Source organism: Vibrio sp. GLN_1 (assembly GCF_043106015.1).
Lineage (GTDB): Bacteria > Pseudomonadota > Gammaproteobacteria > Enterobacterales > Vibrionaceae > Vibrio > Vibrio parahaemolyticus.
This window is the reverse complement of the sequence record NZ_JBICMD010000036.1, coordinates 815,415-835,245: the sequence shown is the minus strand read 5'-3', so window position 1 is coordinate 835,245 and position 19,831 is coordinate 815,415. Positions and strand designations below refer to the sequence as shown.

18 protein-coding genes are annotated in these 19,831 nt (G+C 46.4%); 8 read left to right on the top strand and 10 right to left on the bottom strand.

All coding sequences use genetic code 11. The features are described from left to right. Positions 1-158: 158 nt before the first annotated feature. A complete protein-coding gene (gene cobA, locus ACF8OV_RS21505; RefSeq protein WP_086458340.1) occupies positions 159-917 on the top strand; it encodes a uroporphyrinogen-III C-methyltransferase in 759 nt (252 codons plus the stop codon). A 44-nt stretch (positions 918-961) separates the two neighbouring features. On the opposite strand, the gene ACF8OV_RS21500 is transcribed toward cobA, so the two are convergent. Next, a complete protein-coding gene (locus ACF8OV_RS21500) occupies positions 962-1,402 on the bottom strand; it encodes a DUF4174 domain-containing protein (RefSeq protein ID WP_005460915.1) in 441 nt (146 codons plus the stop codon). 117 nt (positions 1,403-1,519) lie between these two features. Here ACF8OV_RS21500 and ACF8OV_RS21495 point away from each other — a divergent pair, with 117 nt between their 5' ends. After that, positions 1,520-2,008 (top strand): NYN domain-containing protein, encoded by a 489-nt coding sequence (locus ACF8OV_RS21495; RefSeq protein ID WP_005480252.1) that lies wholly within the window; start codon positions 1,520-1,522, stop codon positions 2,006-2,008. A gap of 88 nt (positions 2,009-2,096) precedes the next feature. Here ACF8OV_RS21495 and ACF8OV_RS21490 read toward each other — a convergent pair whose 3' ends face one another. Next, entirely contained in the window at positions 2,097-3,428 is a 1,332-nt protein-coding gene (locus ACF8OV_RS21490; protein WP_005460955.1) for an anaerobic C4-dicarboxylate transporter, read from the bottom strand. A 418-nt stretch (positions 3,429-3,846) separates the two neighbouring features. Between ACF8OV_RS21490 and ACF8OV_RS21485 the strand changes: the two genes are divergently transcribed. Both ACF8OV_RS21485 and ACF8OV_RS21480 read left to right on the top strand, forming a co-directional pair. Beyond that, a complete protein-coding gene (locus tag ACF8OV_RS21485) occupies positions 3,847-4,584 on the top strand; it encodes a siderophore ferric iron reductase (RefSeq protein ID WP_042779999.1) in 738 nt (245 codons plus the stop codon). A gap of 90 nt (positions 4,585-4,674) precedes the next feature. Continuing rightward, positions 4,675-6,852: a TonB-dependent receptor gene (locus ACF8OV_RS21480; RefSeq protein ID WP_258495413.1), complete on the top strand. Its 2,178-nt coding sequence runs from the start codon at positions 4,675-4,677 to the stop codon at positions 6,850-6,852. A gap of 52 nt (positions 6,853-6,904) precedes the next feature. Here ACF8OV_RS21480 and ACF8OV_RS21475 read toward each other — a convergent pair whose 3' ends face one another. After that, positions 6,905-7,087, bottom strand: a complete 183-nt coding sequence (locus ACF8OV_RS21475; protein ID WP_005480281.1) for a DUF2986 domain-containing protein — start codon at positions 7,085-7,087, stop codon at positions 6,905-6,907. A gap of 72 nt (positions 7,088-7,159) precedes the next feature. On the opposite strand from ACF8OV_RS21475, the gene ACF8OV_RS21470 reads away from it, so the two are divergent. Together ACF8OV_RS21470 and ACF8OV_RS21465 are read left to right on the top strand one after the other, a co-directional pair. Next, the gene (locus ACF8OV_RS21470) at positions 7,160-7,669 is read left to right on the top strand and encodes a GNAT family N-acetyltransferase (RefSeq protein ID WP_023585107.1); all 510 of its coding nucleotides are present in this window, start codon (positions 7,160-7,162) and stop codon (positions 7,667-7,669) included. Positions 7,670-7,683: 14 nt separating this feature from the next. Beyond that, positions 7,684-8,079, top strand: a complete 396-nt coding sequence (locus tag ACF8OV_RS21465; RefSeq protein WP_005461033.1) for a nitrous oxide-stimulated promoter family protein — start codon at positions 7,684-7,686, stop codon at positions 8,077-8,079. Here ACF8OV_RS21465 and ACF8OV_RS21460 read toward each other — a convergent pair. Then, a complete protein-coding gene (locus ACF8OV_RS21460; protein WP_021454656.1) occupies positions 8,066-9,412 on the bottom strand; it encodes an MATE family efflux transporter in 1,347 nt (448 codons plus the stop codon). The two genes, ACF8OV_RS21465 and ACF8OV_RS21460, sit on opposite strands and share 14 nt — an antisense overlap. Before the next feature lie 90 nt (positions 9,413-9,502). Between ACF8OV_RS21460 and ACF8OV_RS21455 the strand changes: the two genes are divergently transcribed. Beyond that, the gene (locus tag ACF8OV_RS21455; RefSeq protein WP_025536183.1) at positions 9,503-10,396 is read left to right on the top strand and encodes a helix-turn-helix transcriptional regulator; all 894 of its coding nucleotides are present in this window, start codon (positions 9,503-9,505) and stop codon (positions 10,394-10,396) included. Positions 10,397-10,449: 53 nt separating this feature from the next. Here ACF8OV_RS21455 and ACF8OV_RS21450 read toward each other — a convergent pair whose 3' ends face one another. After that, positions 10,450-11,610, bottom strand: coding sequence for an MFS transporter (locus ACF8OV_RS21450; protein ID WP_005460918.1), 1,161 nt, complete (start codon positions 11,608-11,610; stop codon positions 10,450-10,452). A gap of 176 nt (positions 11,611-11,786) precedes the next feature. After that, positions 11,787-12,221 (bottom strand): thioredoxin TrxC, encoded by a 435-nt coding sequence (gene trxC / locus ACF8OV_RS21445; RefSeq protein ID WP_005486290.1) that lies wholly within the window; start codon positions 12,219-12,221, stop codon positions 11,787-11,789. Positions 12,222-12,387: 166 nt separating this feature from the next. On the opposite strand from trxC, the gene ACF8OV_RS21440 reads away from it, so the two are divergent. Then, complete coding sequence (locus ACF8OV_RS21440) at positions 12,388-13,482, top strand: ketoacyl-ACP synthase III (protein WP_021450860.1); 1,095 nt, start codon at positions 12,388-12,390, stop codon at positions 13,480-13,482. 87 nt (positions 13,483-13,569) lie between these two features. Here ACF8OV_RS21440 and ACF8OV_RS21435 read toward each other — a convergent pair whose 3' ends face one another. From ACF8OV_RS21435 to manA, 4 genes are all read right to left on the bottom strand, one after another. After that, entirely contained in the window at positions 13,570-14,895 is a 1,326-nt protein-coding gene (locus ACF8OV_RS21435) for a DUF1501 domain-containing protein (RefSeq protein ID WP_140261110.1), read from the bottom strand. A 9-nt stretch (positions 14,896-14,904) separates the two neighbouring features. Then, positions 14,905-16,467 carry a DUF1800 family protein gene (locus tag ACF8OV_RS21430; RefSeq protein ID WP_140261109.1) on the bottom strand — a complete coding sequence of 521 codons (1,563 nt, stop codon included), beginning with the start codon at positions 16,465-16,467 and terminating at the stop codon, positions 14,905-14,907. A gap of 446 nt (positions 16,468-16,913) precedes the next feature. Further along, a complete protein-coding gene (locus ACF8OV_RS21425) occupies positions 16,914-18,176 on the bottom strand; it encodes a hydroxymethylglutaryl-CoA reductase (RefSeq protein WP_025505086.1) in 1,263 nt (420 codons plus the stop codon). Positions 18,177-18,530: 354 nt separating this feature from the next. Beyond that, complete coding sequence (gene manA, locus ACF8OV_RS21420; protein ID WP_203502970.1) at positions 18,531-19,748, bottom strand: mannose-6-phosphate isomerase, class I; 1,218 nt, start codon at positions 19,746-19,748, stop codon at positions 18,531-18,533. Positions 19,749-19,831 lie beyond the last annotated feature (83 nt).

The window sequence follows — 19,831 nt, the reverse complement described above, 5'->3', positions numbered from 1 at the left end:
CCTACCTTTGGTGGGTAGGGCTATTCAACTCGTTTGACTTTCGATAGATATTGTATTGATTTCGCTATAAAAAGTAATAACTCCTTGGGGTAGTTTGAACCCTAAGCCAATCAAGTGAGTGTTACTCTTTATATCCAAATTTTCCGATAGGCGTTGATATGACTACTGCGAACTCATCTTTAAACAGCGGCTTTGTTTCTCTTGTTGGTGCTGGGCCTGGCGATCCGGATTTACTGACGGTCAAAGGTTTGAAAGCGATTCAAGCGGCTGAAGTTGTGGTGTATGACCGTTTGGTATCGAAAGAGATTCTAGAGTTAGCACAGGCATCCGCAGAGATGATTTATGTCGGGAAAAAGCTCGATTTTCACTGCGTACCGCAAGATCAGATCAACCAAATTTTGGTGGAAAAAGCGCAAGAAGGGAAACGCGTTGTGCGCCTAAAAGGTGGAGATTCATTTATCTTTGGACGCGGCGGTGAAGAGTTGGAAGAGCTTGCAGAATACGGTATTCAATACGAAGTGGTGCCGGGGATCACTGCTGCGGCTGGCGCGACGGCTTACGCAGGTATTCCATTAACGCACCGTGATCATGCGCAAAGCGTTCAATTCATCACGGGTCACGTGCAAAAAGACGGTCGCGAAATTGAATGGCACTCGTTAGCGCAGTCAAACAACACACTTGTGTTCTACATGGGTTTGAAGCAAAGCGGTCACATTATGGACAAGCTCATCACGCACGGCTTAGACCCAGAAATGTCATGCGCAATCATCGAAAATGGGACGCGACCAGAGCAACGTGTGTTCCAAGGTAAACTAGATGAACTGTCTAACATGGCAGAGCAAGCAGTAAGCCCTGCATTGATAGTGGTGGGGAGCGTTACGCAGCTGCATAATAAGTTGGCGTGGTTCGGAAAGTAACGAAGAATCCTGTTTCTTCACGAGTCTTCATTTCCTCAAGTGCTTCAGATTTCGCAGGGGCTACGTTGCCTCTGCATCTCTTGTTTTCGCATCGGCATTTGGTCAATCAAATCGTTAATGTATTGCCAGTCGGTTTCTGCCCCCCAGCGGTATTTTTCTAAGCCATCTTTACCGAGCAAAATCGCAGTGTGCTCGCCTTTTTTCACGCTGTAGATCTCTGCGAGTATCTTTAAATCAAACTCTTCTTTAAGCCAGCTTGGCACGGTGTAGCCGTCTTCTGTGATCACCAGCGTGACGACATCTCTATCAACTAACTCACACTCGTGCATCAATGCTTCAAGCAAGAACTGTTTTACGTAATCATCATTTTCAGGCGCGAAATACAGAACACTGCGATGCGGCCAGTATTGAGTGTGCGCAGGATAGCCGAGTGCCGTCGAGGCAAAGACGCACAAAAGCAGTATCACCAATAACTTTCCATCCATGACTCACTCCTAAAAACGCGATTTTCCGTTTATACGTTAAGTTTAGTGGAATTGGCTCATTGTGCTTTTGGGCGATCTGGCTTAGGGTAGGCGGCAAATTATCGGTATGAGATCACCATGCAATCAGACCACAAAGAAAAAATCGCCATTCTCGTTGACGTTCAAAACGTTTATTACACTTGTCGCGAAGCGTATCGCAGTAACTTTGACTACAACCAGTTTTGGTATGTCGCGACACAAGAAAAGGAAGTAGTAAGCGCAAAAGCTTATGCCATTGCCAGTAACGATCCGAAGCAACGCCAGTTTCATCACATTCTAAGAGGTGTGGGATTTGAGGTGATGTTGAAGCCTTACATTCAGCGTCGAGATGGCAGCGCCAAAGGGGATTGGGATGTCGGTATCACTCTCGATGCGATTGAGATTGCGCCTGATGTTGACCGCGTGATTTTGGTTTCTGGTGATGGCGACTTCAGTTTGCTGGTGGAACGTATTCAGCAGCGCTACAACAAGAAGGTCACCGTCTATGGTGTACCAAGGTTAACCTCGCAAACCTTGATTGATTGTGCTGATAATTTCGTCGCGATTGATGATGATTTCTTGTTGTAATCATTAGACTAGACAAAGAAAAGGCGAGTCATTCAGGCTGTACTTATGCGTACAATGACTCGCCTTCCAATCTTACTTTACAGGTTGTTTATGAAGGAATGATGATTTGTCCTAGTACGTAACCTAAGCAACACGCGCCGATCACACCAATCAAACCTACCGACATAAATGAGTGGTTGAAGTACCACTTACCAATCTTAGTTGTACCTGATGTATCGAAGTTCACTGTTGCGATATCAGAAGGGTAGTTTGGAATAAAGAAGTAACCGTACACCGCTGGCATTAGACCGATAAGCAGTGCAGGATCTAGACCCAAGCCAAGACCAACAGGCAGCATCATACGAGCCGTTGCTGCTTGAGAGTTCACCACAACCGATACAATGAACAACGCAAGCGCGAACGTCCAAGGGTAGTTCGTTACCATCTCTACAATGCCAGATTTGAATTGAGGCATTGCGTATTGGAAGTAAGTATCAGACATCCATGCGATACCGAAGATAGCAATTGCCGCCACCATACCCGATTTGAATACCACACCGTTTGGCACGTCACGCGGGTCAGTTTTGGTTGCAAGAAGAATGATACCGCCGAAGCAGAGCATCATCATTTGAATGACAACGGCCATGCTAATTGGCTTCGCGCCATCCACAATGGTACGAATGTCTGGCCACATCGCGATAACGACGATAACCAAGATAGAAGCGATGAACAGCAACACAGAGTTGCGAGCACTTGTTGGTAGCACTTCGTCAAGAGACGTTGCAGTTGTGTTGAGGATCTTTTCACGCCACACAGGATCTTTCAAACGCTCTTGGTATTCTTCATCGTCTTCCAGTTCTTTACCGCGTTTAATGCTGTAAAGTGACATTAGCAACGTACCGAATAGTGTTGCTGGAACCGTAACGAGCAAAATAGAAAGCAGAGTGATCTCGTGCTGAATATCAGAGAGTTGCGCTAAGTAGTAAACCACGGCCGCTGAAATTGGTGAGGCTGTGATTGCGATTTGAGAAGCGACAGAAGCCGCCGCCATTGGACGCTCAGGACGAATGCCGTTTTTCAATGCAACGTCGCCAATGATTGGCATAATGGAGTAAACCGCGTGACCTGTACCGAGCAAGAAAGTCATAAAGTAAGTCACAAAAGGAGCGATCAGGGTGACGCGTTTTGGGTTTTTACGAAGCACACGTTCGGCAACTTGAAGCATGTATTTCAAACCGCCTGCGGCTTCAAGAATCGATGCACATGTTACAACCGCTAGGATGATCAACATAACGGTGACAGGAGGGGAGGTTGGCGGCATCTTAAAGATAAAGACTTCAATCACCAAACCAATACCAGATACGACCCCGAGGCCGATACCACCATAGCGTGAGCCGATATACAGCATCACGAGCAAAAATAGAAACTCAAGATACAACATGTGGATTTCCTTATTCAAAACAGAGGGCTATATAGCCAAATTACCTAGTTATATTGTCCCGATATTCAGATGGAAAATACTTCATGTTGTTCACATTCCGCTGGATAAGAAACAGCAATATTCAATTATTGGCAATAACTCACGCTATCAGAGCGAACTGTTACAGACCTTTTACCAAGGTGTTTTTATGCTGTGGCATTTTTAAATCGAAATACCTCAAAACCTGCTGATGATTTAATCATTTGTTGAATTTTATAGTGTGTCGTTTTACTCAAGTGGTTGAGCAACGAAATGGATACTGACTTGTCGCGCCAGTCAACGGTATATAAAATGCTCAAATACAAAAGATAATAGTTTGCATTGCGATTCATGGTTAAGTATAAAGGGGGCAGATCTCAAACCGTAACCGCACGCAATCATGTCCGAGTCATTTTTCCCGCAACTCTTTCAAACATCGCAAACCATCACTCCTTATTTACATGGCGATATTGGTCGCATTGAGTCGGATGCCATTCATATCGATAATGATATCAATCCCATCGTCCAAGAGTTGTATCGTCAACTTTCTGAAACGTATCCAGAGGCTGGAAGGGCGTATTGGCTCACAAGAACATGGGATTTGCTCTGCTGGCAGCCAATCTACGTTGCGCTTGTCTCTATCTACGGTTTTCAATCGCTCCCGAATTTGGGAAATATTGCGCAGTACTTACAGCCCTGCTTTGTAAGAGGATTTCGCTTTGCGGATCAGGAATATATTCAAGGTAGTCACACAATATTGATTGCGCAGGCAGGGCGTCAAATTCGAGCTTTGTTCGATTTTTATCAAGAACAGATGAACGAGTGGATTCGCATTCGTCCGGGGTTTACTCATCAGTTGATGTCAGACGGTATTTTGGCGTGCTTGTTAAGGTTACAGCAACATTTCCCTCAACTGACCGATGCCATCATTAAAGAGCATGCTAGCTTGTGGCTTAGTGCTCTGGGGCTAGATGAGCGTCATATCGATGCTTTGCATGGTGTGCCTCACGAGCAACCGCTCAAACTGGTCAGAAAAAGCTGCTGCTTGGTGTACAAGTGTGAAGGAAGAAAGCTCTGCGAGGACTGCCCGAGAGCTGCAAAAAACCGTCAGTTAATCATGCAAAAGAGCAAGATTTAACAACTCGTTAACCTATGTAACAGTGCTCGATTTGTTATTGATAATAAGTATCATTGTCGATTCTTTGGCTACAACAAAAAGATAAATACAATGACAAATAGGAAGTTCTCTTTAAACCTCATCGTATTAGCGATGAGCAGTGGATATGCAGCGCACGCATTGGCTGCGGAACAAGCTCAGCAACTGGCGTCTCAAAACGCAGCAGATGAACAATTAGTCGTGGTTGGCAGCGTCATGCCAAAATCCATCTCTGATATTCCCGGTACGGTTTGGTTTGTTGGGCAAGAAGAAATTGCTCAACAATACCGAGCAGGTAAAACTCTGGGTGATATTCTTTCGGCGACGATCCCTTCTTTAGATGTTGGCACTGGCGGCCGGACAAACTACGGCCAAAATCTGCGTGGCAGAGCCATGCTGGTCATGATTGATGGCGTTTCTCTGCAATCTTCTCGTCCTATCAGTCGTCAATTGGATGCGATTGACCCGTTCAACATCGAACGAATTGAAGTGCTTTCAGGCGCGACCTCCATTTATGGGGCTGGTGCGACGGGTGGTGTCATTAACATCATCACTAAAAAAGCGTACTCAGATGAATTGGCGTTTGAATCTTTTGTCGGCGGTACGTCAGGCTTCAACAGCAGCGATGATTTTGACTACAAAGTCGCACAATCCGTTGCTGGTGGAAATGACATCGTAAAAGCACGTGGCTCAGTGGTGTATTCCGAGACACAAGGTGCATTTGACGGAAATGGTGACATTGTCACGCCAGACATTTCTCAAGGTTCTCTGCAATACAACTCAACGCTTGATGTTATGGGTTCGGCAGAGATCCAAATCTCCGATGCCAGCAAGCTAAACCTAGTCGCGCAATACTATGACAGCCAGCAAGATTCGCCATACGGCTTGTACATTGTTAATAGCAAATTTGTTGATGTGCGAAAAGGGTTCGATTCCGATCGTGAGCATGGTACAGAGCGTGTACTTTTAAGTGCAAACTACGCACACGACAACGTATTCGGTCATCAATTGATTGGTGAATTGTCTTACCGCAGCGAAGATCAAACCTTTACACCGTATTACCAGAGCTCTTCACAACAAGAAACCGAAGTGTTTGCGGGGCGTTTAGCGCTGGCGAAAAGTTGGGGTGCATTCAGTGCCGTTTACGGTGTGGATGCATACCTGGATCGATTCGATAGCAATCAAGCTTTGTTCGACAAAACCATCGCAGACAACTCAGGTAACCTAATTAACCGAACGTATGCGGAAGTGGGGCGCTATCCTGGTGTAGACGTAACCTCTTACGCGATGTTTGTGCAAGGTGATTATCAAATCAATCAAGATTGGTCTGTGCAGGCGGGATACCGTTATCAATATATGGACAACAAGATTGATGATTTTGTCGCATACAGCGTGCAGAAGAACATTGCTTCGGGCAAAGGTGTGTCTGCCGATGCAGTGCCGGGTGGCAGTACTGATTACTCGGTGAGTTTGTTTAATGTTGGGACAATTTATCAGTTGAATGATGAATCTCAATTGTGGGCGAACTTCTCACAAGGTTTTGAATTAGCAGACCCAGCGAAATACTACGGTCAAGGCAGCTACGAGGCCGTTGATGCCAACGGGCACTACGCACTCAAAGACAGCATCAACGTAGCCGATTCAAAAATGTCGGGCATTAAAACGGACAGCTACGAAATTGGTTATCGCTTAGATACCGATACCGTCGCACTGCAAGCGGCGGGTTACTACTCGGTGTCGGATAACTCCATCAAGTACGATAAAAAGACGCTTCTAATTACCAACGTCGATGACGAGCAGCGCGTTTACGGCGCAGAAGCAAACATCAATTATTGGGTAAGCAGTGACATCCTATTGGGTGCTTCTGGTCATTATGTCGTGTCTGAGCTAAAAACCAACGGGAAGTGGGAAGACTTAAGCGCAGGTAAAGCAAGCACATCAAAAGCGAACGCGTGGGCGGCTTACTATCAGGATGATTATTCAGTGCGTCTACAAAGCCAAACGATGTTTGATTACGAAGATGATGCTAACAACAAGCTTGATGGTTACACCACGTTTGATCTACTGGGCAATGTGAATTTGCCAGTTGGTCAGCTTGGCGTTGGTATTCAAAACCTGTTTGATGAAGATTACACCACGGCTTGGGGCCAACGTGCACAGATCTTGTACGCAGCTCACTACGATGCGGCGGCGTATGATTACAAAGGTCGAGGCCGCACGTTTACACTGAACTACAGCCTTGAATACTAAGTTCAATATTCTTTTCTAAAAGTAAAAAAGCCGCATTATGCGGCTTTTCTTTTTAAGCTTGGTCAGCAGTTGCTGTCTCTACAACGTTTTCAGAAGATTGCTGTTGTTCTTCGGCTTCCATTTTCGCGCGCTCAGCTTTAGAGATGTAGCGCGGTTTGTTGCTTTTATGCAGCTTCGCGTTGTGCTTCTTCTGCTTCGCTTTTAAGATCTGATTGATTTTCTTCTTGCGGTTCATGGTGTTGGTCCTTTAATTTAGCGGGGCAGGATAGTGATTTTTCATCCAAGTTACAACCATAATGGAGTTCGTATGAAAACTTTGACCACCGAACGATTGATACTGCGTCTAGTGAGTGTAGATGATGCGCCATTTATATTGGAGCTCTACAACCACCCTGACTTTTATCGCTTTGTTGGGGATAAGCAAATGCGAACCGATTACGAAGCGGCTCGTTACATCAAAGAGAACATGCTGCGTATGGAAGAAAAGAAAGGCGTGAGCTTACTGGTGGTTGAAGATAAGCAGACAAAACAGCCGCTAGGCATTTGTGGGTTAGTGAAGCGTGATACCTTGAACGCTTACGACATCGGCTATGGTTTTCTTCCTTCAGCTTACGGCCAAGGTTTTGCTATAGAAGCAGCAAAGGCAGTGATCGAGTACGCGAAACAAGCGATGCAACTTAGTCAACTGGTCGCGATTACGAATAATGATAATATTCGTAGTATAAGTTTGCTGAAAAAACTCGGTTTCGAATTTGAACGTGTTGAGCAGCAATATGATAATGGCCGAACTTTAGAACTCTACACTCTCCAGCTGTGATTTTGGGCAATACCATGAGCGATATTTTACTTGGCAAACTCGCCACCGAATTTAAAACCGTCAAAGCGATGGTGGAGGTGTATTGCCATGATCATCATGGAACCAAAGATGCGCTGTGCAGCGAATGCCGTGAACTGCTTGAGTACGCGGAAGTGCGATTGGACCGATGCCCATACGGAGAAGAAAAACCGACGTGTAACAAGTGCCCAATCCACTGCTATAAACCCGAACCTAAAGAACAGATGCGTTTAGTGATGCGCTATTCAGGCCCGAGAATGTTACTCAAACATCCGATTCTGGCAGTTCGGCACCTGCTGCACGAGAAACGTGAGGTTCCTGAAAAACCAGCAGCCAATGCATCGAACCGCCACAAAAGAATCAATGCAGAACGTGATACTAAGAAGTCGTAACGACGGTTAGATTCTTTATCCAATACTTTTGCGTGTATCGACGATAACACAACGCCAGCTTAACGACTTCCTCTGCAATCATCAGTGCATACACGTACTTAAACTCCCAACCAAGAACAAACGCAGCGATTGCACAAAGTGGTAAGCCGGTCATCCACATGGCGATAAAGTCCATGCGTAAGCAGAATACGTTGTCGCCACCAGCTCGAATAATCCCGTTAATGATGATCATGTTCAACATACGCAACCAAATCGCGCAGCACAAAATCATCACCGCAGGGGCTGCGAGTGGGTAAAGCTCAGGGTTGTCCAAATTCAATGCTGCAATGATCAACTCACGATTAAGAAGCAACAGTGCGCCGATGGAAATACCAAACACAAAGACTGCTTTGATAAAGAATTTTGCCATGTGCTCAGCTTGCTCAAAGGCATCACGCCCCAAGGATTGACCAATCATCACAGAGCACGCCACAGAAATCCCAAAGAAAATCGAGTAACAGAGTGATTCAAATGGGCCGAGCATGCTAAATACCGCCAATTCGGTTGTCCCCATGTGGCCAAAAATCATCTGATAAACCATAGTGCCGATTGCCCAAAGTAGCGCACCTAGCGTCATTGGCAGCGCAAGACGACGATAAGACAGCCACAGCGAAGGGCGTTCAGAGCCTTCTTTTACTTCCAACAACCAGTGCTTACGCCAACGCATGTAGGCAATCATGGCGAGTACTTGGAACAAACGAGAAATGGTCGTAGCGAATGCCGCACCAGCGACCCCCATTGCAGGGATGCCAAAGCCGCCTTTGATTAACCAGAAATTCAAACCAATATTAAGGACGATGGTCATTGCACCCATTAATAGCGGAGTGACGGTGTCACCCGAAGAGCGCATACTGGCTTCGAGCACGATGACGATATGCGTAAGTAACAGCACCGGAAACGCATACCACAAGTAAGTCGCACCCAACTCAATCACTCGTGTATCGCTGGTTTGTAAACGCATGATGAGTTCGCTACCAAGCGTGATGATCAACGTCACTGGGATAAGCACTTTTAAGCCAAATCGGATGGCGATACCAGTTACGGTTTTGGCACTGACGGCATCATTTCGCCCCCAATATTGAGCAACGAGCGTGCCGTTGGCAGAGGCTAGACCGGCCATGATCATGATCGCCACGAAATGCCATTTTGACGCAATTCCCACAGCCGCTGTCGCTTCTTTACCAAAGTCACTAACCATGAGAACATCAGCCAATGCCAATATCGCGACAAGCGCGCTTTGGATTGCAACAGGAAAGCCTAAGCGAATAATCTGACGTAACAAGTCGCCAGACATAGGATTTGTTTGGTTTTTGATGTCAGTGTTGTTCGTCATAGTCACTCCTCAGTTTGTGGGGGAATATAAAACCAACCGAGGCATAAATACATGTTCGAAAATCGACAAAACCTGTGCGAATCCGTCATCGGTCAATTCTCTCCTCAACATGAGTGGCACGATGACGTCTACCTTGCACCTGCGTGCAAAGAACGTTTTCTTACGCTAACGGAAATTCCAGAATGGCAACGTGCCGATATTTTTATGGCGGGATTGGCTGAGCTGCACGACGGTTATCACGTTGAGCGTGACAAGGTGGGCGTGCATACGTTGTTATTCACGTTGGAAGGCGGCGGTGTGTTGATTACGCCGAATTGCGTTAAGGAGATCGAACCGTATACGCTGACCATCTTGCCCGTAGACACTTGCTTTCGTTTCGAGATCAACCCGCGTTTGGGAAGTTGGAAAATGGTCTGGTTGCTGCCGCAAAATGCACCTGCATGGCATCATCTCAATGATCTTGGTCAGTGCGTGATTCCATTTCGTGGCTCAGAACAGATTTGGTCGTTGATGACCTTACTCTACAACGAAATCGGCGGACGCTCTGGTTTTCGTCAGTTATTGATCAGTGAAGTTCAACGGTTGGTGAAAAGTGTGGAAACGCCAATCAGTACGTCGCTTTCGCGTGTTCAGACCTTGTTTAATGAGATAGAAGGGCAACTGCATTTGCCTTGGACTGTCAGTGAAATGGCCAAGCGATGTTTTATTAGTGAAGAACAGCTAAACCGTTTGTCGAAACAGCTCTTCAATATGAGCCCGAGGAGCAAGTTGATCGAGCTGCGAATGCACAAAGCAGCTGACTTGTTGCAATACCGGGCGTGGTCAATTGCGATGATTGCCAATCGATTGGGATACCGAGACCCGTACAACTTTACGCATCGATTTAAGAAGTTTTACGGCATTTCACCAACACGTTATCGAAAGCAGTTAATGGAAAACGCATAAAAAAACGAGGGCAGATAGCCCTCGTTTTCAATGGTCATTTGGTTGTTTTAGCTTTATAGGCCCGCAGCCATTTGCTGTTTGGTTTTGCTCGCTGCAAGCAACATGTAAACGCATGTCGCTACCAAAGCCGCAAACAAGTAACCCAACAAGCCGTGTACTTGGCCCATAAATTTGTCTGCTACCACTGGGCCTGCCACTGAGCCTACGCTGTAGCTAAACAGCATGACTTGAGTTGCAGAGACAATAAAGCGTTCATCAAGTCCTTCACAGCCGAGGTTGATTGCCACTGGGTATAGAGCAAACGTGGCCATGCCCAATAGGAAAAGCGACGCCGCCAACACTGCGGTAGACGTAGAGATGAACGTCAAACCGATAGAGAAAATACCCAAAATACAGAAAAACGCCATTAAGACTGTTCGGCTCATGTATTTGTTTAATGTGGTCACCATAGGTTGAACCAACATGCCGCCAAGGATCACCAACGCCATAAGCGTACCAATGTCTTGGTGGGTAATTTTACGGTTCGCCAATTCAACAGGCATAAGGCCGTAAATCGCACCCAAGGTTAAACCAGATACGACGCAACCGATGATCGCTGCATGATTGAGTTTTGCAATCTGTTTGAATGACAATGAAGTCGATTCATGGCTATTCGGTTGTTCGCAATCAATAAACATCAGTACCAGCATCGCCATTAGGATCAATGTTGTAATCGCAACAAAGGGTACGCCGCCACTTACGCCAAGAACGCCAATACCAAATTGACCTAGAGCCGAACCGCCGTACAGAGAAAGCATGTATAGGCTTAGGCGTTTTGCGCGTGATGCTTCGTCGCCTGACATCAACCAGGATTCAACGATCACGAATACACCAGCAACCGCGACACCAGCAATAAAGCGCGCAACGAGCCAAACTAGGCCATTCGGGAATGCTGGTAGGGCAACGATGGTGAGCGAAAATGCAGCCAAACAGCCAATAAATGCTTTGCGGTGGCCAACATTGCGAACAATGCGTTCGATAAACATGGCACCAATCAACAAGCCGCCATAAAACACGCTCGCCAACCAACTCGCGTAATCAGCAGAGATGTTGTATTCGCCGAGCATGAGTGGGATCAAGCTCATCAAATAGCCTGAAGCAACCGCGTAAAGAGACAGTGCGACGACTGGAACTGTAACTCGTGGTGATGCTGCAGAAACGACTGTGTTTTCCAATGTTTTGCGCCTATAAATTAAGAGAAATCTGGGGGTTATTCGGCGCGAATATGAGGCTAATTAGTAGGCATGTAAAATGATAAATTTGTGTCGTATCGACAAATAAAATTTGTCGAAATTATATGGCAATTTGCTGCATAAAAAAGCCTGCCAGATTGGCAGGCTCAAGGCTAGAATTATTTTGTAAGTGCTTGATTTAACCATTGATCAAACTGCGATTTAGGCAACGCACCATTCAGCATATCAACGCGCTGACCGTTCTTAAATACCATGATGGTTGGAATGCTGCGAATACCAAATTGCGCCGCAAGCTGTTGTTGGGCTTCAGTATCAATCTTTACAAAACGAGCCGTTCCTGCTTGTTCTTGCGCGACATCCGAGAAAACAGGAGCAAAGCCGACGCACGGATTGCACCATGGAGCCCAAAAATCGACGACAACTGGCGTTGAGCTTTCTAATAGTGCAGAAAAGTTATCGAGTGTACCTTCAATAGGCGCGCCATCTAAAAGCGGGCTCTTACATTTACCGCACGTTGCAGATTCTGCAACACGCTCATTAGGGACACGATTTAAACCGCCACAAGATGGGCAACGAGTTTTAAACGATGACATGACTTCTTCCTTTATAACAACTTGATGAAAACATGACTTATCAGTCAGCTTCATAATGCGTATACTTTCTTTTTACTTGCAAATTTTATGGAATAGCAAGTTTTATAATAGAACCGGATCAGGTTCTTAGATATTTCATTAAAATACAACAATAAATAGGTCTGCGATGACAAATTACTACGCTGAAATTACAGGTTGGGGGAAATGTGTTCCGCCAACCGTGCTCTCTAACGATGATCTTAGCACTTTCCTTGATACTTCAGATGAGTGGATTCGCACCCGAACAGGTATCGAAAATCGCCGTATTAGCCATGTAAATACTTCAGATATGGCGACAGTAGCTGCTCAGCATGCGTTGGCAAGAGCAGGCGTTGAAGCAAGCGAAATCGACCTAATCATTGTTGCAACGTGCTCTCCTGATTCACTAATTCCAAACATTGCGTCTAAAGTGCAGCAAAATCTGGGCATTCGCTCAGCGGCGGCTTTCGACTTAAACGCAGCATGTACCGGTTTTGTATACGGCCTAGAAACGGGCACGCGTTTGATTCAGTCCGGTAACTACCGACACGCCATCATCATCGGTGCGGAACGCTTGTCTTTCTACATTGACTGGGCGATGCGTGATACCGCGGTTCTATTTGGTGACGGCGCGGGTGCGGTGGTTCTATCTCGCACAGAGAAAGAAACGGGCTTGCTGCAATCGCAAATTGGTTGTGATGCCAAAGGTCGCGATATTCTTTCTGTGCCGAAGTTTGGTACTTGTATGGACCGCTTTGCGGAAGATAACGGTTACTGGGATTTCAACTTTGTGGGTCAAGAGATCTTCAAACGCGCAGTGAAAGGCATGGGCCTAGCGGCGAAAACCGTACTGAAAGCATCTCAGTTGACGACGGAACAAATTGATGTGGTGATTCCGCATCAAGCGAACATCCGTATTATTCAAACGCTGTGCGACCTTTCCGGTATTCCTCAAGACAAAGCGTTTGTGAACATTCAAAACTACGGCAATACCTCTGCGGCAACGGTGCCAATTGCATTGTGTGAGGCGGTAGAGCAAGGCCGAGTAAATCCTGGCGATAACATGCTTCTGGCTGCGTTTGGTGCAGGTTTGACGTGGGGTGCAGCAGTGCTGAAGTGGGGTGACCGCGTAACGCCAATTGGTGAAAGTGATGCGGCTCTGCCTGAGTGTGAAAAATCCGCGCTAGAATTACTTGAGCGCGCTATCAAGCTTTGTAACGAACGTCGTCGTGACGAAGTTTAATGAACGTTCGTTAACATAGATGATATTGCAAAGGGAGCATTGCGCTCCCTTTTTGACAATTAAATAAACGAAACTAAGCCGCTTAGCTTAAGCCATAAAGCCAAGGTTAGATGTGGTGAAATTACGGATGTTCGGGAATACGTAGTCCAGTGCGGCATTGTCACTCACGCCCATCCACTGTGCGAGAGTTGAGCCAACTTGGTCTGCGGCAATAGCCGGAATCAACCGACCTTTTGAGTAATCATCTTGCCCTCCAAGTGTTAACTCTGGCCACGTACCGATCGGCGCACTGCCATTTACCGCACCACCTATCAATAACTGATGACCGCCCCAGCCGTGATCGGTACCGTTACCATTATTGGTCATTCGTCGACCAAAGTCAGACATCGTAAACGTGGTCACGTTTTTACTCATACCGAGCTTATCAACTGCGCGATACATGGCATTTAGGTTGGTGGCGAGATCTTCGAGTAACAATGGGTGTCGCGCGAGTTGCGAGTCATGTAAGTCGTATCCTGTATGTTTTACAAAGAACACTTGTCGCTGCTGACTAAGCGCACTCTGGCTGGCGATCAATTTGTACACGGTCTGCATTTGTTTGCCGAGCGTAGAAGAGGAGAATAAAGGCGCGTCGTCGATCAGTTTCAGTTGCTCCGCGAGGATGTTGCTCATCATCATGGATTCGTCGACCATCAAATTAAAATGCCCACTGAACGGGTTATCTGCGCTTTGTGAGAGCAGTTTTTGATAAATCTCTTCGTAAACTGGATTTCCAACCGCCGTTAATTGAACCGCTTTGTCTTTTTTGAGTACGGTCTGACGGTGCTCCATTGCCTTCAACCATAACGTATCGCCATGCACACTATACAGCGGTGTAATTTGAGCGTCTGACGTTAGCACATCGAGCATGCGTCCAGCCCAACCTAAATTCGTAGAAGCATCCATCCCACCGCGCAGCCAAGATGCGGTCTGTGAATTGTGAGAAAACAGCTGCTCTGGCATTGGAACATCACCTTGTTCGATGGCTTGTTTTGTCACAGGTTGGTTGAGAATGCCGCTATTGAGCACCAAATTAGCATCGCCTTGTTGGAATAGTGGAGCAAGTGCCGACAACTTAGGATGCAGCCCAAGCGGAACGGCGTTGTTGTTTGCGTCGTGGGCATTCAATCCGATGGGAATAATGGTATTTTTGGCAACAGAAAGAGATCCTCTCACATTGGCGTACTGGTTGTAGTGAAAATCAGATAGCGGCAATATGGTATTAATCGCGTCGTTTCCGCCAGCTAAGTACACACAGATCAGCGCTCGGAAATCATTTGAAGGCGCGGCAAGTGAATAACCCGGCAACCCGAGTGATGCGATCGCCCCAAACGATGCGGTGCTTTTTAAAAAGTTGCGTCTCGAAATGTCCATAATTCACCCCTAATCCTGAATGTAAAATTCATCGCCAGAAATCGCAGTAAAGATAACGAGTGCGAGTTTTGTTGTTGGTACGTAATCGGTTCGATACTCATCCGACACTTCTAGCAAAAGCGCTTTGAGTTCAGGCGAAGCCGTGCCCGCAAAGAATCGTTCATCGACACGCTCAACGAGAGCTTCGTGATCATCGAGTAGGGAATACAGTTCGCTAAAGTCCAGCGTATAAGTATCGCCACCACCCGAGCGAGTGCTACTGAGCATGAAATTGACCAGATCGGTATACACTGACCAATCGAGCAATTCATATTCGGGTGACACCATGCCTGACTGCACAAACTCATTCGAAGGTTGATAGTCTGGCGAGTAGAAATTAAATACTGAAGGAGAACGCAGTGCGCCTTGTTCTGCGGTGTTCATCACTGTTGTTGCTCCGTCATAGCGCGCAGCGGTAAGTGTAAAGCCTGCGGCTCGGTGGAAGTTAGTGAGCACCAAAATGGGCTCTTTCACTTTCATTGGCGGCGTGTTGGTTAACCCCATGGCTTCGTTATCAAGTAAAACCGCGCGGATCACTGCGCTTAAATCACCTTTAACCCCTTTTCCGTTGTTGTTGAATACGCGAGCAACTCGCGCAACGTACTCCGGGCTTGGGTTAGAAGAGACGAATCGTTGAATCAAAAACTTCGACACAAATGGCGCAATGTTAGGATGAGACATCAATATATCCAGCACTTGTGAGAGCTCTTCTTGGGCGGTCAAACCCGCAGGAATGGTTGTTCCCAACACGGTTTTTTCGTTGGTGTCATGTCGGCTGTTTATCACGCGCATGGGTTCAACAAATGCCGTGTCTGAATTTTTCCAACCAGTTAGCGCACGGGCCAGTTCTTGGATATCAGTTTGAGAGTAGGTCGGCAGCGGTTTTCCGGTTTTAGGATCACGTTTTACACTGCCATCGAGGTTTAGCTCGTAAAGTCCTAACGTAAAAAGCTGCATCAGTTCTCTGGCAAAGTTTTCATCCGGTAGCGCGCCTGTTGAAGTATTTTCCTTAGTGCTGCCCATCATTGATAGGTAGTTACCCATCGCTGGGTGGATAGCCACTTCGTGTAGAAGATCACGATAGTTGCCAAAAGCATGCTTCACCAACACATCGTAGTAGTCCACTAGGGCTGTTGGCTTGCTCGATAGTGCTCCGCCATAGCGCGAGACCACGAGTATTTGGCTTAACGCAAATGCCATTCGCTGACGAAGCTGGTCTTCTGATGTGAGAACAATTTGATACCAAGCATTTTCTCGATTTGCTTGTGCTCCTTTGCTAAAAGGAGTGTCGTAGAGAGGACGATGATAGGTCGCCGGAAGAAGTTGTTGTTGTTTGATCCAACTTTCAATGCCAACTTCTTCGACTTGATCAATCAATGCTGGCGTTGGTCCAAACGTACTTTGATAAAGAAAGCGCGCATTGATGAAGTTAGTGGAATCCTCTTCTGAGGAAACGGGCCCTGCATAGCAGAGCAACATGGCTAAGAATCCTAGCACCCAACAAGAAATTCCATTTTGTTTCTGACGTCTCATAGTTAACTCGCTTACCCAAAGGAACGACTTAAATCCATTTAACGGGAGTAGTGACGCTCGTGTGAGCTTTAAAATAAATTTAGAAAAATCAAGCAGCTGCAGAGGTGAGTATAGTCGCTATAAGTGACTAATAAAAAACACAATTACTGAAAATAGTACGATTTTGTAACGACAGGAATTGGTAATTTGAGATAACTTACTGAATTTTATGTATAGACAAAAAGAAAGAAAAACCGCGTAAGAAAGAGAATAATTGTGAACAGATACGCAGCTGACGGTCAATTTTGCCCAAGGTAAAGAGGCGGCTTTATCGATGAGAGCGAACTCGGTGTTTAAAACGAGTGAGCCATGAAAGAAAATTATCGAAGAGAAGGATCTGAATAAGTGCCCTGCAGAAGTTCAGCGCTCAGAGAAAAACAAAAGGTCTTCTCTGAGCGGCGAGTCAGTTATTTACGCGCTAATTTATGATGAGCTCGGGAGAAGTGATCGGCACAAAATGCGCCAACAATCGAGAGTTCGCCAGCCAGACAAAGCGCAGCTGCGACTTCGGCTAAGGCTTTCGCTTTGCCGTTGCCGTGCAAACCTAAAATATCCAAACATGCTTTTTGCGTAGGAAGGCCAGTGCCCCCGCCAACCGTTCCCACCATGATGTTTGGCAAGGTTACGCACGCGTACAAGTTGCCTTGAGCGTCCACATCCATACGAGTGATACCAATGGCAGACTCTGCAACACAAGCGGCATCTTGACCGCAAGCAATGTACAGCGCGGCAAGAGCGTTTGCGTAATGCGCGTTGACGCCAATTGTCCCGCTGAGTAAACCGCCCACCGTGGTCATTTTGCCAAATTGAACCATAGACTCTGGCGTTGTATGCAGATATTTTTCCACCAACTCAGCAGGAATGGTCACTTCGGCGGATACTTTCTTACCGCGTACCGAGCGCAGTGTGTGCGCGTTTGGTTTTTTGTCGCCTGATAAGTTGCCATCCAAGAATGCTTGAGTTGGTTTGATTGGGCTGGTCGCCAAAATATGATGGAACACTTCGTTTGTTGCGATGGTCACCATGTTTTGTCCAGAAGCGTCACCAGTCACGTATTCAAAGACCAAATAAACGTGGTTTCCTTCGATATTTACATTGATGTCTTTGAGTTTGCCATGTGAGGTGGTGGATTCCGCAATTTGACGAAATACTTCAAATTGGGTCACAACCCAACTGACGAACTGGCCGGCGTCGGCAAGGTTATTAAAGGCGAACACTGGTGTTCTGCTCACCCCTTCACTCAGTAACAATGCGCTCGCACCACCAGCGGCGGTAATAAGATTTGCGCCACGATTGTAGGAAGCGACTAACGCGGCTTCTGTCGTTGCGAGCGGAACCAAAAAGTCATCGTTCGCATACAAACCGTTGACGCGCAAAGGGCCTGCGATGCCGACCGGCACATTGACAGTACCAATGAAGTGCTCGATGTTGTTGGAGTAAGCGTCGCAATGTGACTGCGTGAAAGGATCAAGAAGATGATCTTTATTGGTCACTTGTTCCAATACTTGCCAACGGCGCGCCAAATGCTTATCCGATAGGCCAGGGCTTAAGCAGAGACGCTTCTCTGGCTTGTGAAACTTCGGTTCTAATGCCGATTGAATCTTACTGCTGGTTTCGATATCGGAAAGGGCGGAGCTTTGAACAGGGTTATCTTGGTTTAACTTCGGCATACAAACGTTAACTGAAAAATCGAACCAGAGATTGTAGTGATTGAGGCTTTGATTACAACGTTGATTATACGTTTTGCAACAAATACCACTGTGCAAGCGCCTTTATTATCCAAGTGATTTGATATTGGAGCGGCGAATTTACCGGAAATAAATGGGTTTTGACAATGAATGTTGCAGTGAATATAGGAATCTATGGTTCTCAGAGAACTTAGATGGTTTAGACCGCAGCGGCTTTGAGTCGATAAGGTGTAAGAATGAGTGTCTTAAAACCGGACAGGCTCAATCTATGAGAGGAATAAATTGTCTAACCCAGTCCCTTGGGTCAGACGCTAGCTTGAATCCGTTATTCAGAAGTTAGTTAAAGGCGCGAGCCACACGTCCCGCACTTTGAATACGGTAATGGCCAACGTAAGCAGGAACAAATACGGATTGTCCTTTCGCGGCGGTTAACGTCTCACCGTTATCACTGATGAGTGTCAGGTCGGCATCAATCGCCATCAAAATCTCTGCGCTGTTTGCCTCAACCACTTCATTATTCGGTTGGTTAAGAATGCTGAAACTAAAGTCTGCCACTGGAACGGGGTAAAGGCTTTGGCAACCATTGGCATTGGGTTCTAGTACAAGGCTGTTAAACGGCTTAGGCACAAAGTCTGTGCATTTAACCAGTTCTTCAACATCCATATGTTTCGGCGTGAGTCCTGCACGCAAAACGTTATCTGAGTTCGCCATGATCTCTAATCCCGTACCTTTAATGTAAGCGTGTGGCGTTCTTGCGCTCAGGAACATCGCTTCGCCAGGTTGCAGCGTGATGACATTCAACAGTAATGGCGCAAACAAACCCACATCGCCGGGGTATTGAGTGGATAGATCTAAGATGAGCTGGAAAACGTCGCTGTCAGTGCCTTGCTCCGATTGACGTGAAGCGTGGGCAAGAAGCTGTTTCAGTGCTCGCTCTTTTGTTTCTCCTTCCATGGTCAGAATGTGCACAAAGAAATCGCGTAAACCTTGTGAGTTGGCTTCGTGTTTGAACGCATCTAGCGGTGCGCGTAGCTCATCGATATCGCAAAGGCCAAATGCATCAATAATCTCGTCATACGAACGAAAACCGTTCATGGCTTGGTAACTTGTCAGCGCGTACACCAACTCAGGTTTATGGTTTGGATCCTTGTAGTTACGATGGCTCGCGTTTAGTGGGATGCCAGCATTTTGCTCTTTTTCGAAACCTATTTCGGCATCTTGTTTGCTTGGGTGAACTTGAATCGACAGTGCATGTTCGGCCGCTAAGATCTTAAACAGAAAGGGCAGGTCGCCAAATTTCGCTGCGGTTTCTGCTGATAAGTAAGCGGGTTGGTTTTGTTTGATCAGTTCAGACAAAGGCAGCGTGTTTTGCTCAATCTGAACTTCAGAGCAGCCGTTTGGGTGAGTACCCATCCATACTTCTGCTTGAGGCTCATTCGTTTCGTTAGAAAAGCCAAACAAATCGTGAATAGAAGAGGTGCTTCCCCAAGCGTAGTTTTGGATTTTGTTGTTCATTTGAAAGAAGCTATGCGATGAAATAGTGTTCAAATTCATGAATTTTTCCCATAGTTAACCCTCCGAACTGAATCGGAAGAAAAATTGAGCAGAGATACGTTAAATAAGGATGGCGAGCGCGG

Coding starts and splice junctions, on each gene's coding strand:
- ACF8OV_RS21465 (WP_005461033.1), top strand. CDS start 7,684: ATGAGCGATATTTTACTTGGCAAACTCGCCACCGAATTTAAAACCGTC.
- ACF8OV_RS21440 (WP_021450860.1), top strand. CDS start 12,388: ATGACAAATTACTACGCTGAAATTACAGGTTGGGGGAAATGTGTTCCG.
- ACF8OV_RS21455 (WP_025536183.1), top strand. CDS start 9,503: ATGTTCGAAAATCGACAAAACCTGTGCGAATCCGTCATCGGTCAATTC.
- ACF8OV_RS21495 (WP_005480252.1), top strand. CDS start 1,520: ATGCAATCAGACCACAAAGAAAAAATCGCCATTCTCGTTGACGTTCAA.
- manA (WP_203502970.1), bottom strand. CDS start 19,748: ATGAATTTGAACACTATTTCATCGCATAGCTTCTTTCAAATGAACAAC.
- ACF8OV_RS21500 (WP_005460915.1), bottom strand. CDS start 1,402: ATGGATGGAAAGTTATTGGTGATACTGCTTTTGTGCGTCTTTGCCTCG.
- ACF8OV_RS21430 (WP_140261109.1), bottom strand. CDS start 16,467: ATGAGACGTCAGAAACAAAATGGAATTTCTTGTTGGGTGCTAGGATTC.
- trxC (WP_005486290.1), bottom strand. CDS start 12,221: ATGTCATCGTTTAAAACTCGTTGCCCATCTTGTGGCGGTTTAAATCGT.
- cobA (WP_086458340.1), top strand. CDS start 159: ATGACTACTGCGAACTCATCTTTAAACAGCGGCTTTGTTTCTCTTGTT.
- ACF8OV_RS21475 (WP_005480281.1), bottom strand. CDS start 7,087: ATGAACCGCAAGAAGAAAATCAATCAGATCTTAAAAGCGAAGCAGAAG.
- ACF8OV_RS21480 (WP_258495413.1), top strand. CDS start 4,675: ATGACAAATAGGAAGTTCTCTTTAAACCTCATCGTATTAGCGATGAGC.
- ACF8OV_RS21460 (WP_021454656.1), bottom strand. CDS start 9,412: ATGTCTGGCGACTTGTTACGTCAGATTATTCGCTTAGGCTTTCCTGTT.
- ACF8OV_RS21490 (WP_005460955.1), bottom strand. CDS start 3,428: ATGTTGTATCTTGAGTTTCTATTTTTGCTCGTGATGCTGTATATCGGC.
- ACF8OV_RS21435 (WP_140261110.1), bottom strand. CDS start 14,895: ATGGACATTTCGAGACGCAACTTTTTAAAAAGCACCGCATCGTTTGGG.
- ACF8OV_RS21425 (WP_025505086.1), bottom strand. CDS start 18,176: ATGCCGAAGTTAAACCAAGATAACCCTGTTCAAAGCTCCGCCCTTTCC.
- ACF8OV_RS21470 (WP_023585107.1), top strand. CDS start 7,160: ATGAAAACTTTGACCACCGAACGATTGATACTGCGTCTAGTGAGTGTA.
- ACF8OV_RS21485 (WP_042779999.1), top strand. CDS start 3,847: ATGTCCGAGTCATTTTTCCCGCAACTCTTTCAAACATCGCAAACCATC.